Source organism: Belliella filtrata, assembly GCF_022549775.1.
GTDB lineage: Bacteria > Bacteroidota > Bacteroidia > Cytophagales > Cyclobacteriaceae > Belliella > Belliella filtrata.
This window is the reverse complement of sequence record NZ_JAKZGP010000039.1, coordinates 18,380-31,639: the sequence shown is the minus strand read 5'-3', so window position 1 is coordinate 31,639 and position 13,260 is coordinate 18,380. Positions and strand designations below refer to the sequence as shown.

The 13,260-nt window shown below is 39.1% G+C and carries 10 protein-coding genes; 8 read left to right on the top strand and 2 right to left on the bottom strand.

Annotated elements, in window-relative coordinates:
- Positions 1-189: 189 nt before the first annotated feature.
- Together MM239_RS14045 and MM239_RS14040 are read left to right on the top strand one after the other, a co-directional pair.
- A complete protein-coding gene (locus tag MM239_RS14045) occupies positions 190-3,303 on the top strand; it encodes a glycoside hydrolase family 2 TIM barrel-domain containing protein (protein ID WP_241348881.1) in 3,114 nt (1,037 codons plus the stop codon).
- A 472-nt stretch (positions 3,304-3,775) separates the two neighbouring features.
- Positions 3,776-4,795 (top strand): UDP-glucose--hexose-1-phosphate uridylyltransferase, encoded by a 1,020-nt coding sequence (locus MM239_RS14040; RefSeq protein WP_241348880.1) that lies wholly within the window; start codon positions 3,776-3,778, stop codon positions 4,793-4,795.
- A gap of 473 nt (positions 4,796-5,268) precedes the next feature.
- Here the strand turns inward: MM239_RS14040 and MM239_RS14035 are convergent, their stop codons facing one another.
- Together MM239_RS14035 and MM239_RS14030 are read right to left on the bottom strand one after the other, a co-directional pair.
- Positions 5,269-5,634 carry a DUF2141 domain-containing protein gene (locus tag MM239_RS14035; RefSeq protein ID WP_241348879.1) on the bottom strand — a complete coding sequence of 122 codons (366 nt, stop codon included), beginning with the start codon at positions 5,632-5,634 and terminating at the stop codon, positions 5,269-5,271.
- A gap of 35 nt (positions 5,635-5,669) precedes the next feature.
- Positions 5,670-6,755 (bottom strand): AMP-binding protein, encoded by a 1,086-nt coding sequence (locus tag MM239_RS14030; RefSeq protein ID WP_241348878.1) that lies wholly within the window; start codon positions 6,753-6,755, stop codon positions 5,670-5,672.
- A gap of 101 nt (positions 6,756-6,856) precedes the next feature.
- Between MM239_RS14030 and MM239_RS14025 the strand changes: the two genes are divergently transcribed.
- The 6 genes from MM239_RS14025 to MM239_RS14000 all read left to right on the top strand — a co-directional run bounded on the left by MM239_RS14025 (position 6,857) and on the right by MM239_RS14000 (position 13,248).
- On the top strand, positions 6,857-7,696 hold the full coding sequence (locus tag MM239_RS14025) for a 1,4-dihydroxy-2-naphthoyl-CoA synthase (protein WP_241348877.1): 840 nt from the start codon (positions 6,857-6,859) through the stop codon (positions 7,694-7,696).
- Between the two features lie 80 nt (positions 7,697-7,776).
- Positions 7,777-8,595 carry a prephenate dehydratase gene (locus MM239_RS14020; protein WP_241348876.1) on the top strand — a complete coding sequence of 273 codons (819 nt, stop codon included), beginning with the start codon at positions 7,777-7,779 and terminating at the stop codon, positions 8,593-8,595.
- Positions 8,595-9,740: a pyridoxal phosphate-dependent aminotransferase gene (locus tag MM239_RS14015; RefSeq protein ID WP_241348875.1), complete on the top strand. Its 1,146-nt coding sequence runs from the start codon at positions 8,595-8,597 to the stop codon at positions 9,738-9,740. Before MM239_RS14020 ends, MM239_RS14015 begins: the two co-directional genes overlap by 1 nt.
- An 11-nt stretch (positions 9,741-9,751) precedes the next feature.
- Entirely contained in the window at positions 9,752-10,600 is an 849-nt protein-coding gene (locus tag MM239_RS14010) for a prephenate dehydrogenase (RefSeq protein ID WP_241348874.1), read from the top strand.
- Between the two features lie 250 nt (positions 10,601-10,850).
- Positions 10,851-11,567 carry an SIMPL domain-containing protein gene (locus tag MM239_RS14005; RefSeq protein ID WP_241348873.1) on the top strand — a complete coding sequence of 239 codons (717 nt, stop codon included), beginning with the start codon at positions 10,851-10,853 and terminating at the stop codon, positions 11,565-11,567.
- Positions 11,568-12,060: 493 nt separating this feature from the next.
- Positions 12,061-13,248, top strand: a complete 1,188-nt coding sequence (locus MM239_RS14000; RefSeq protein WP_241348872.1) for a hypothetical protein — start codon at positions 12,061-12,063, stop codon at positions 13,246-13,248.
- The last annotated feature ends 12 nt before the right edge of the window (positions 13,249-13,260 follow it).

Below are 13,260 nucleotides of genomic sequence, written 5' to 3'. Positions count from 1 at the left end.
TGGTATTTGCCAATATTCGATTGAAACCTAACCCTATTTAATGTAATAGAACTATTTGACCACCTTTATTGACCAATTTGTCACCTCTGCTTGAAGTGGTGCTTTGTAATTTAGTGGTTAGAAAATCACTCCTTTTAAAGTATACTCGAGAAGGTGGTGTCAGTATGTTGAAATAAACCTAAAATAAACATGAAGCACTTATTCGCAATGTCACTTTTGCTGATCTGCAATTTGGTATTTGCCCAAAATCAAAATAATGAATGGGAAGATCCTACTATCTTAGATAGAGGAAAAGAAGCTGGTAGGGCGTTTTTCATTCAGTATGATTCTGAACAGAAAGCATTAAAAAATGATTTGGCTTTCAACTCTTACTATAAGAGCTTGAACGGTCAGTGGAAATTTAACTTGGTAAGAACCCCAGATCAAAGGCCTCAGCAGTTTCATGAAATCAATTTCAATGATAAGGATTGGGATTTGATTTCAGTACCGTCCAATTGGGAAATGGAGGGACATGATATTCCTGTCTACACCAATGTCTCATATCCTTTTCCTGCTCGACCTCCTTTGGTAGATAATAGCTACAATCCTGTGGGAAGTTATCGGAGAACTTTTGATTTACCTGTTGGCTGGGATGATAAGCACATTGTCTTGCACTTCGGTTCAATTTCAGGTTATGCAAGGATATTTTTGAATGGCAAAGAGGTGGGGATGACTAAGGCATCAAAAACACCCGCTGAGTTTGATGTCACAGAACACTTGAAAAGGTCAGGCAATGTATTGGCAGTGCAAGTATTCAGATGGCATGATGGCAGCTATTTAGAAGATCAAGATTTTTGGAGGTTAAGTGGATTGGAAAGAGATGTTTCTCTCCAAGCTACTCCAAAACTTTCCATTGCTGATTTTACGATACAAGCTGGATTGGACTCAAATTACAAAACAGGTGAACTTAGCGCCAATATAGCGCTTAAAAGTGTAGCTGGAAATGAAGTGAAGGCTGCAAGCGTATCATTTGTCTTGTTAGACGCAAATGGGAAAGAGGTCTTCACTCAAAAGAAAAATGTTTCAAATTTTGACAACAGTGTAAAATTTGAAGGCAAAGTTAACAATGTTCAAAAATGGTCTGCTGAATCACCTTATCTATACACATACCTCATCAAGCTGGAGGATAATCAAGGTAAATTGCTCACAGCAGTGAGTAAAAGAACAGGATTTAGAGCTATAGAAATCAAGAATGCCCAATTGATGGTCAATGGCGTACCCGTATTGGTCAAAGGGGTCAATAGACATGAACACCATGAGACAAAAGGTCATGTTCCAGATCGTGATATCATGATCAAGGACATTCAATTGATGAAGCAGTTCAATATGAATGCGGTGAGAATGAGTCACTACCCTCATGATCCAGCTTGGTATGAGCTCTGTGATGAGTATGGGCTATATGTGGTGGATGAAGCTAATATTGAGACGCATGGAATGGGAGCAGAGCTGCAAGGCTGGTTCAATAAGGAGAGACATCCTGCTTATTTAGAAGAGTGGAAAGCAGCGCACATGGATAGGGTACAACGTATGTTTGCTAGAGACAAAAATAGTACCTCTGTGATCATATGGTCTATGGGTAATGAGTCTGGTAATGGCCCTGTATTCTATGATGCTTATGATTGGCTGAAAGCCAACGACAAGACCAGACCGGTACAGTTCGAGCAGGCTGGAGAGCATCGCAATACGGATATAGTTGCACCTATGTATCCTTCCATAGAGCACATGCAGCGCTATGCCGATGACAAGACCAAAGAGCGACCGTTTATCATGTGTGAGTATGCGCATGCCATGGGAAATAGTGTGGGAAATTTCCAGAAATATTGGGACATCATCTTGGGGAGCAAGCATATGCAAGGTGGCTTTATCTGGGATTGGGTAGATCAGGGACTTTTGACGTATGATGAAAATGGCAGACCATACTGGGCTTATGGAGGTGATTTGGGTGGTTTTCATTTTCAGAATGATGAGAATTTCAATGCCAATGGCCTGGTCTCAGCAGATAGGACCCCACACCCCTCACTTTATGAAGTAAAAAAAGTCTATCAAAATATACATTTCAAGCTTAACACCGATGGAACCATACAGGTGAAAAACTATTTTGATTTCACAAATTTGAATCAGTTTGCATTCTCATGGGAATTGTTCAAGAATGGTGAGTCAATCCAATCAGATGATTTTGAGGTACAACTGGAGCCACATGGCCAGAAGAAAGTCAGTATCAAGCTTCCCAATATGGGAGATGATGCGGAGTACTTTTTGAATGTATATGCCAAAGTGAAAAAGGCAACAGCGGTACTGCCTGCTGGCCATGAAGTCGCTTCCGAACAGTTTCATGTAGGCCAAAAGACATACTTTGAAATCGAAAGGTCTCTTTCAAATAGTCTTAGCCATGAAGAAAAAGAAGGCATTCTTCATTTTCAAGCAGGAGAGATTATTGGGGAATTTGATCTCAAAAGAGGTGCTTTTAGAAAGTACACACTCAAAGAAGGAGAGCCAGGCCTCATCAGAAGTTTTCCAGAACCGTATTTTTGGAGAGCTCCTACTGACAATGACTTCGGAAATCATATGCCTAGCAGACTGGGCGTGTGGAAAACGGCCCATTTAGGAAAAAATCACCTGGGTTCAAAAGTTGATAGCAATCACCCCGAAGGTGTCTTGATTTCTTCCACTTATCAATTGACCAATATCATGGTAGATTATCAAGTGGACTACTTGATTCAGCATGATGGCCAAGTGCGGGTGACGGCGAGTATGGATTTTTCAGAAAGAGAACTTCCAGAGTTGGTTCGATTCGGTATGAGAATGGAACTACCAGGGCACATGGATAACCTAGAATACTATGGAAGAGGACCTTGGGAAAACTATGAAGACAGAAAGTCTGGCTCACATATAGGTATCTATAAGGATAAAGTTGCCAATCAATACAATATGAATTACATCAGACCTCAGGAGTCTGGGAACAAGACTGATGTCAGGTGGCTGACACTCACCAATCGTGAGGGTAAAGGTTTGAAAGTAACTGGGGTTCAAGAAATCGCATTTTCAGCATTGAATCTTTCAGTCGAAGACTTAGACCCAGGGTTTACCAAGAAGCAACAGCATCCAACTGATTTGAAACCTAAGCATCAGGTATTTCTTCACATAGATTGGAAGCAGCGTGGCCTAGGAGGTGACGATAGCTGGGGAAGGTATCCGCATAGAGAGTATTTGCTGCTTGACAAGAAATATAGCTATAGCTATGTGATTTCATTGGTGAATGATTGATACTAATTCAATGGGGTATTCATCAAAATATTAAGAATTTATTCTCCAGTTGGCGTTTATGAGTACATCCGAACCTAACCGATATGGAATCATGCTTGTAGAAAGCACTTCGTGAGTAAGTTCAAAGACAATCAGTCTAACCCGAAACCTTTGAAGCTGATTTTCTCTATCAAAATGCATTCATTTTGCCTCAAACTTTCAAAATGATCAAAATTTGCACTCCAAGTCCTATTTTTTGACGGATTTGGAGTGTTTATTTGGTTGATTTATGAAGATATTTCAGCCTTGTATTTCTTGATTAGCTACGTATGTTTTAGAAAAGCTGAAACATATTGATATGAAAGTCTGATTTGGGAAAGTAGTCAGCAACAACGCTAAGGACTTTCGATCCCTAACAAAATTCAATAAGGAAATGCAAATTGTACCTGAAACCCGCACAAAATATTAGATAATTACAAACCTATTAGACCCTATGAAGTTTTCATTTGAAGAGCACAGTCACCGAAGATTCAATCCATTTACAGGTTCCTATGTTCAGGTTTCCCCACATCGCTCCAAAAGACCATGGCAAGGACAGCAAGAGCGTATCACCAAATCAGAGCCAGTAGCTTATGACCCTGAATGTTTCTTATGCCCAGGGAACACTAGGGTAGGAGGTGAGGTAAATCCAGACTATAAAAACACCTTTGTTTTTACCAATGACTTTGGGGCATTGACACAAGATATTCCAAGTGGTGAATACGAAGATGGTGATTTTTTTAAAGCAAAGAGTGAAAGAGGAATTTGCAAAGTGATTTGTTTTTCTCCAGATCACTCCAAAACCATTCCGCAACTATCGCAACAAGAAGTGTTTGAAGTGGTTAAAACATGGAAGAGGGAATATTTGGAACTTTCCCAGCTTGATTTTATCGATTATGTCCAAATTTTCGAAAACAAAGGAGAAGTGATGGGGTGTTCAAATCCACACCCTCATGGTCAGATTTGGGCGCAAGAAAGTATTCCCGATGAGCCCTTGAAAAAGCAACAAAGCTTCACTTCGTACTTTCTCAAAAATGGTGAAGACATGGTGTCGGCTTACGTGAACGCAGAACTCAAAAAGTCAGAAAGAATCATTTATCAAAATGAACATTTTGTCGTCTTAGTCCCATTTTGGGCGGTTTGGCCTTTTGAGGCCATGATAGCACCTAAGTCAGCGATATCAAATATTGCCAAGATGTCTGATGAAGAGATGGCCTCTTTGGCTGATGCTTATAGAGTTTTGACCATAAAATACGATAACTTATTTGAAGTATCTTTCCCTTATTCGGCAGGGATACATCAAGCGCCCACAGATGGGCAAGATCATCCTGAATGGGGTTTACACATGGTGTTTTATCCTCCATTGTTGAGATCTGCTAGTGTCAAAAAGTTTATGGTAGGATATGAGATGCTAGCCAATCCACAGAGAGACCTTACGGCTGAAAAGGCTGCGGGAATATTAAGAGATTTATAAATCAAAAGATTCTAGAGGATGGTGTTTTTTTACCAATGAGGTTTGTGAAAAGACTTAAGATACAACAAATAAGAGACAAGACTCAAGAAACAAGTGAAATAAGCTAAAGCGATATAAGGTTGATATTTGCCTGCGGCGATATATGCTTCCTACGAATAATCGCGCGGAGTGTCTTGATTCTTGTTTCTTTCATCAAATCTCTTGCTTCTTATAAATGAAGTACGCTAAAGCGATATAAAGTTGATATTTGCTTGGGGCGATATATTAGGAGCGTGGAAATATGAGGATTATTCCTAATGAGAAGATCTGCTAGGTTTGTTTTATGAATAGTTAAAAGGTAGTTATTTAGCTCATGTGCTATTTGACGGAAAATCTGGTAGGTCGAAACTAAATGACCATGAACCTACAATCAATAAACTTTAAGCAAATTCGGTATATGCCCATTTCTCAAAAATCTACAATCTAATACCCTCTCATCTCAAAACAATAGTATGCGAATTAACACCTTGTTGAATGTTGATAGCGGCTTTTTCGAATGAAGGTGGAGCAAAGGTGCCTATGGCATTATTTGAAAACCCATAGCCGTCCAGCGGGATTCCTAGCATATTTGTCCTTAGCTTGCCGATATTTTTGCTGTCATGGATGACTGCTATGGCATAGGAGCCCATTGGGAGGTTGTCAAAGGTATATACAGCCTGATTTTTCTCGATTTTTAACGTTGCTTGGTGAATAGCTTTGCTAGGATCATCAGGCCAGCCACTGGCTTGATCAAATAGCAATACACGGACAACTCCTTGCTCGTTTTTTATCTTTTGGACAGAAATAGTTAAGGTATTCATAGGTTGAGTTTCTATGAAAAAAGAAAAAAAGATTATCAGAACTGATTGAAACCACATAAGCTCAGGGTTTTTTGTCTATTAATTTTTGTAGAATCTGTATAAGCAAAAGCTTCGATAGCATAGATTTGCTTAGGAACATGATACTTCTCTAGATTTTCTTTTAATTGCATTCGCAAAATGTATTCCTTTTTTTCGTCTGAAGCGTGTTCTATTATCAGGACGATCCTTTGCCCTAATTTTTCATCGGTTTCTCCTGCCACAAAGTACTTGATGGGCCCATATATTTCCTTCACTAGCTTATCGATTTGGGCTTCTAGTATTTCGGGATGTACTTTGACTCCACCTGTATTGATTACAAAGTCAGCCCTTCCCAACCAGCGAAAGCTACTTGCTGTCTCCAGGGTAACGATGTCATTTGTTTGTAAATGTCGTTCCAAAGCCATAGGAGCCTCAATCCAAAGGCATTGAGATGCATTTACACCTATTTTTACTGAAGGTAGCGCATGGTAAATAAGGTCATCCTTGCTTAGGTCTGCGACTGCTATGTGAGAAACGGTCTCTGTCATACCATAAGTCTGATAGGCATGGATATTATGGTCTTGGATCTGAGATATGAGTTCCGGAGAACTAGATGCTCCGCCTATGATCAGTTTATCAATTTGACAAAGCCATTTTAAATCTCTTGCATTGTTAAGGCTTGCCGCTACTTGCATGGGTACCATGGCGACAAAGTCAAAATCTAGCTGAAGCCAGTTGGCTTCAAATGGCCTAGCATTTGGAAGTGTGATGTAGATATCAGCGTCCCATAACATACCTCTAACGAGCATCATTTTACCACCAATCATGGCCGTGTTTATACAGACAAGTAGTCTTGGTGATTTTTTTATATTGAAAAAATCGGAGGTAGCTTGTGCTGATGCGATCATTTGAGATCGGCCAAGCTGAATAGATTTTGGCTTCCCTGTAGAACCCGATGTAAGCTGAAAAAAGAAATCCTTTCCATTAAGCCATTCTTGGCAAAAGCTCAAGCATGCGGCATAATATGGGTCAGATTCATGCCACTGACCGCTCATGACCTCCTCAAAACTATATGATCGATGTGCTAGAAAGATATGTCCCATAGATTTTTTTATAACGATGCAAGGTAATGCCTTTATCAAAATTCGACAAAATTCACCTAAGCCTATTATCTTGCAGGAAATTAATTTAAAATCAATACCCAATGACGATAGACTGGAAAATAGCAAAAGAATACGAAGATATCACCTATAAGAAATGTGATGGCGTAGCCAGAATTGCTTTCAATAGACCTGAAGTGAGAAATGCCTTCAGACCAAAAACGACCAGTGAACTATATGATGCCTTTTATGATGCCATGGAAGATACAGAAATCGGCGTGGTGTTGCTCTCAGCTGAAGGGCCTTCGCCAAAGGACGGAGTGTATTCTTTCTGCTCTGGAGGTGATCAACGTGCCAGGGGACATCAGGGATATGTAGGAGAAGATGGTTATCACCGCTTGAATATACTTGAGGTTCAGCGATTGATCAGATTCATGCCAAAGGTGGTGATTGCAGTAGTTCCTGGATGGGCTGTAGGAGGAGGACACTCACTTCATGTGGTCTGTGATATGACATTAGCCAGTAAGGAGCATGCGATTTTTAAGCAAACTGACGCTGATGTTACCAGTTTCGATGGAGGATATGGGTCCGCATATTTAGCCAAAATGGTAGGTCAGAAGAGAGCAAGAGAGATTTTTTTCCTTGGAAGAAATTACTCCGCTCAAGAGGCCTATGATATGGGTATGGTCAATGCAGTTGTGCCGCATGCAGAGCTAGAGGATACTGCTTATGAATGGGCACAGGAAATCTTAGCAAAATCACCAACATCTATCAAAATGCTGAAGTTTGCTTTCAACTTGACTGATGATGGTATGGTGGGTCAGCAAGTTTTTGCTGGTGAGGCGACCAGATTGGCTTATATGACTGATGAAGCAAAAGAGGGTAGAAATGCTTTCTTGGAGAAGCGCAAGCCCAACTTTAAAGACGTGAAGTGGATTCCATAAGGTATTCAGCATCGATTGAGCCATCAATAATTGATGTCATTTTGTTTAGTGATGACATTTCATAGACAAATTCAAAATACATGAAAGTAGCGATACAAGGAATTCCAGGTTCTTTTCATCACCAAGTGGCTTTGAATTGCTTCGGTGACGAAACGGAGATCATAGGGTTCAGGACTTTTGAAGAAGTAGCCAAATGTGTAAGTACCAATGGGTGTGATTATGGAGTTCTTGCAATCGAAAACTCTATAGCAGGTGCAATTCTTCCAAATTATGAATTGATCGACAGGCATGAGTTGACTATAAAAGATGAGTATTACCTGCCTATCTCACATAATTTTATGTGCCTGAAAGGACAAGGAATAGATCAGATAGAAGAAGTTAGGTCGCATCCCATGGCTTTGTTACAATGTAAAAAATTCTTTGAGGCATATCCTCATATCAAACTAATCGATGATATTGATACTGCCTCTGTGGCAAAGCGAATCAGGGATGAAAGGTTGAAAAAAGTAGCTGCTATAGCCAGTACTACCGCCGCGAAAATATATGAGCTAGATATTTTAGCAGGTGATATTCAGACGGTAAAAGATAATTTCACCAGATTTATCATTTTGCAAAAGCCTTTGCTAGAATTGGGATTTATAAAACCTAACAAAGCATCAATCAAAGTGACAGTGAAAAATGAAAAGGGAATTTTAGCTAACTTACTTTCGAAGATTAGCGAATTTGGTTTGGATTTAAGTAAAATTCAGTCAATTCCTGTGATAGACAAGCCATGGGAATATGCGTTTTTCATTGATTTGCAATTTGAGGATTATGAAAAGTACCAATCTGCCATTTTAGCAATCAAGGATAATTACGGTCAAGTTAAGGTTTTTGGTGAATACACAAACAGGAAGTAATGAAAGGATTTTCCAATAGATTGGACCATATTCAGGAGTACTATTTTTCCCAAAAACTTAAGGAAGTTAGACAGCTGATCCAATCAGGACACCCTGTGATCAATATGGGCATAGGTAGCCCAGACCTACCACCTCACCCCAGCGTGATAGAAGCCTTGAACCATACGGCGATGCAAAATGATGCTCATGGTTACCAAGGCTATCAAGGTGTTCCAGCATTGAGAGCTGCTTTTGCTAATTTTTATGAGAAATATTACCAAGTCACACTCGATCCAGAGCGTGAAGTATTACCTCTTATGGGATCCAAAGAAGGAATAATCCATGTTTCAATGGCTTTTTTGGACGCTGGTGATGAGGTGCTGATTCCAAACCCTGGATATCCTACTTATGCATCAGCCTGCAAACTCGTAGGTGCTAGTCCTATTGCTTATGATTTGAAAGCTTCTAATGGATGGATGCCTGATTTTGATGCATTGGAGCAATTGGACTTAAGAAATGTGAAGTTGATGTGGGTGAATTACCCACACATGCCCACAGGAGCCAGAGCAGATGTAAAAGTTTTTGAAAAGCTTTTGGCTTTTGGAAAAAAGCATCAAATTTTGATTGTACATGATAATCCCTACAGCTTTATCCTTGAGGATGAGCCTAAAAGTATCATGTCTTTTGAAGGTGCTTTTGATGTGGCATTGGAGCTGAATTCATTGAGCAAGACCTCAAACATGGCCGGATGGCGGATAGGAGTGCTAGTAGGAAAAGAAGAACTCGTCGGTGCCGTGCTGAAAGTCAAAAGTAATATGGATTCTGGGATGTTTTTGGGTATTCAAAAAGGCGCTATCGCTGCACTCAACTTAGATTCAAGCTGGTATAGTTCGCTAAATGAAGTTTATCAAAAACGGCGTATTTTGATTTGGCATTTAGCTGGGAAGCTTAATCTTGTAGTGGATAAAGATACAGTCGGCATGTTTGTCTGGGCAAAGATCATTGGATCTGACGATGATTATGCATTGGTAGATAAACTCCTGATGAATTATCACCTGTTTGTCACCCCAGGGAGTATATTTGGGAGCAATGGAAAAGGGTATATTAGGTTTTCACTTTGTGTTTCCGAAGAACTGATCCATGAAGCGATCGATAGGTTAAAGTAAATTATTTTGGAATGAAAAAGACACACATTATTGGGCTAGGACTATTAGGAGGTTCTTTTGCCTTGGCCTTGAGAAAAGTTAAGCCAGAATTGATTTTTACAGGATTCGACGCTAATCCAAAAAATTTGGAGGATGCTTTGGCATTAGGGATAATTTCGAAAGCTTCCGAGCAACCTGACCCTGATACAGACCTAATTGTCTTGGCTACCCCTGTCAATACTTTGGAAGAACTACTTTTGAAGATGCTTGATCAGGTAGGGCCAAATACACTTGTGATGGATTTTGGGTCAACAAAAGAGAACCTTTGCAAAGCCGCCTCAAAGCACCCAAAGAGAGCTCAATACTTGGCTGGACACCCCATAGCAGGGACAGAGTACTCAGGGCCAAAGGCTGCTAAATCGGATCTACTGGATAAAAAGGTTTTTATTATATGCGAAATGGAGCTTACGGATGTCCACTTGAAAGGTATGGCTTATGATGTGTTAGAAGCATTAAACATGAAGTTGAGGTTTATGGATGCTGCTGAGCATGATAGACATTTGGCATTTGTGTCTCATCTTTCTCATGTATCTTCATTTATGCTCGGAAAGACGGTATTAGACAAAATGGAAGACGAGAAAAATATTTTTGACATGGCTGGATCAGGATTTGCTTCTACGGTAAGGTTAGCAAAGTCATCAGCTGACATGTGGGGACCTATTTTAGAAGAAAATAAAAGTAATATTCTTGAGGCTTTGAGCTTGTATATCGCTAATCTATCCAAGTTTAGGGATAAAATCATTGAAGAAGATTATGAAGGACTCAAAAGTGAGATGAGCAAAACAAATAAAATCGGTGATATCCTAGATTTAGGGAGATGATAATCATTGAGTTACTTTTCATAGCTTGAAAAATTGAGACATCGAGACTTTCTGAACCGTCATGTGATTGCATTGAGAAATTAATGAAAGACTTAAAACTTAAAATCAAAAGTTTGAGACAATGAGCAATGAATTAACAAACTTTAAGTATTTGTGGCGTGGGATTTGAATAATAGTCCTAAATCAAGCAAATATCAAAGGTTTGTTGATACCCAGAACTCATTGAAACGAAAGCTAAAATTAAAAAACTATGAAAAAATTACTCTTTTTATTGTCAGTGCTGATGTTGCCACTTATTACGATGGCGCAGCAGCAAAACTACCCATCTATAGATGTAGATGGAGTGAGTGAGATCAAGGCAATGCCAGACCAAGCGACGATTCAACTCAATCTGCGTGAATTGAGCATGAAGGTAAGTGAGGCTACCAATGCATTAAACAAAAAGACAAAAGATATTGAAGATGCCTTGAAAAAAACAGGCGTAAAAGATTATGAGTTTGTGGTTGATAACTATTATGTCAATATCAATCGAGTGTATCAGCGTAACGCTTACAAAGACAGTGGATATGTTGCTAGTCAAAATGTAAAGATTGTCGTGAAGCAGACGGACAAAGACCTAGTGAAAATCGTCGAGGCAATCAATACCGCAGCGGATGAGCTGACTTACAATTTGTCCTTTGGTATTTCAGAGGCGAAGAGAAAAACTTATCAAGAGCAATTGCTAGAGCTTGCTCTAAAAGATGCAAAGGCAAAAGCAGACATCATTGCCAAAACCATGGGAATTGAGCAAATCATGGTCTATAAAGTAAACTATAGCTCTGGGTATAGTTTTCAGCCGATGGAGTATAGAATGGAATCTACCATGCTCAAAACAGCTGCAGCTGATCGTGTAGAGCCTACATTTAGTCCGGAAGAACAAAAGTTAACAGACAGGGTAAATGTAAGTTTTACATTCATAGTAAATTAAATGTAATTCCTAGATATTGGATATAAGTTTAAACCAAAGCTGGATGGTAGCAATGTCTACCATTCAGCTTTTGTTTTTAGAGATGGAGTTCTTTAAAAAAAAGTTTTCCGAAGTAAGGAATTTTACAGACAAGAAAAAGTGGATAAGTAATTGATATAGAGGCGACTTGAGAAAAAGGCAAAGAATGCCAAGAATGATGTATTTTGGGTTTAAAGTAATCGATTTCTTGCTCCTTAGTTGCATTCTGTTTGTAGAATGATATTAATTCCATGATACTAAGCTCCTTAAGAGTTACCTGTATTACCCTTTTCTTTATGCAACCTTCACCTTTCATCCCACACCCTCGTGTTTCTTGCCTCTTATTTTTCTCTTGATTCTTGATTGTCCACCATCTAAAATCCAGTAATAGAAAATCGAGGAAAAACTAGGATTCAGGTTTCCATGTCATATAAAGCAGTAATTTATTCACTAAGTGATATAAACTTCTTCACTTATGAACCAAAACAATATAATTTTCTTTAAGCTTATAATTTTCACCTTGTTTTTGTTTAGCTGCGAAAAAGAAGCTAAAGTAGGTAGTCCAACCAATGAATTGAGCCTTACGTTGGTTGATTCAATAGTAGTTGATGAGCTATCACCACTCAATCTTTCTGACTTGAACCTAAGCGCTGATCGAGCGCTTATGGTAGGTCGCAACAAGTCAGTGTATCTTACAGACCTGAAAGGGGAAATTTTAAAGGAATTTAAATTGGCACATGATGGTCCAGATGGGGTAGGAGCAAATGGTGCTTTTGGCTACAAATTCTTAGATGAAAATCGATTTGTTGCTCAAGGGTTTATCAATCATTATTTTGTCTATGATTTTGAAGGGAATCAAGTTTTCAAGAGTCCTTATCATACCATGGATGTCCATAGGCTTGTGATTTACAGGAACAGAACTATCTTTCATCCTTACGTGCACAATGGAAAGATGAAGATCTTAGGAGAGGATCATAATTTCTTTACAGATGATGAAATGAACCCAAGTAAGGTCGGTCTAGATTTTTATAAAAAAATCAGCAATATCTATCGATATGATTTAGAGTCTGAAGAACTGGAGATTTTGGATGGGTTTCCTGAAACATGGGAACCTAGAGTCAGTGAGCGATTTGTTGGAAACAAGCTATCAATGATCAGCCTTAATAGTACCAAAAAATCTTTTGCTTTGATGCCGATCCAAGGCTCTCAGCTTTTTATTTATGATTTAGGAGATGAAATCGAACTCAAACATGAAGTGAAATTATCTCACCCTGAAAGACCAGATCTTCCACCAACCATTTCTATGGAGAGTTCTCCGCAGGATTACGATGACTATCCTGCTATCAATAATGTGCTTTTTGCTGGAGATTATGGACTTGTACAGTTTTTTTCTACAATTCCCAAAAGCAAAATGGGAGAGCTACGGGCATTATCGGAGCAATATTTCACTACTCCGGAATACAAAGAAGCAAGCAAACAATACATTAAGCCATACTATATAGTGTTCAAAAATAATACTCAGGTAGGAGTGATCAATGAGTTACCTGTTCATGGTACCATCGAAAGTCTGGACAGCGAAGGGCACATTTATATTAATGATAACATCAGCCCTGAAGAGGAGCGGGATTACAATGTTTTTTACAAAGTGAAAATAAATAACTAAAAAAAATGCCGG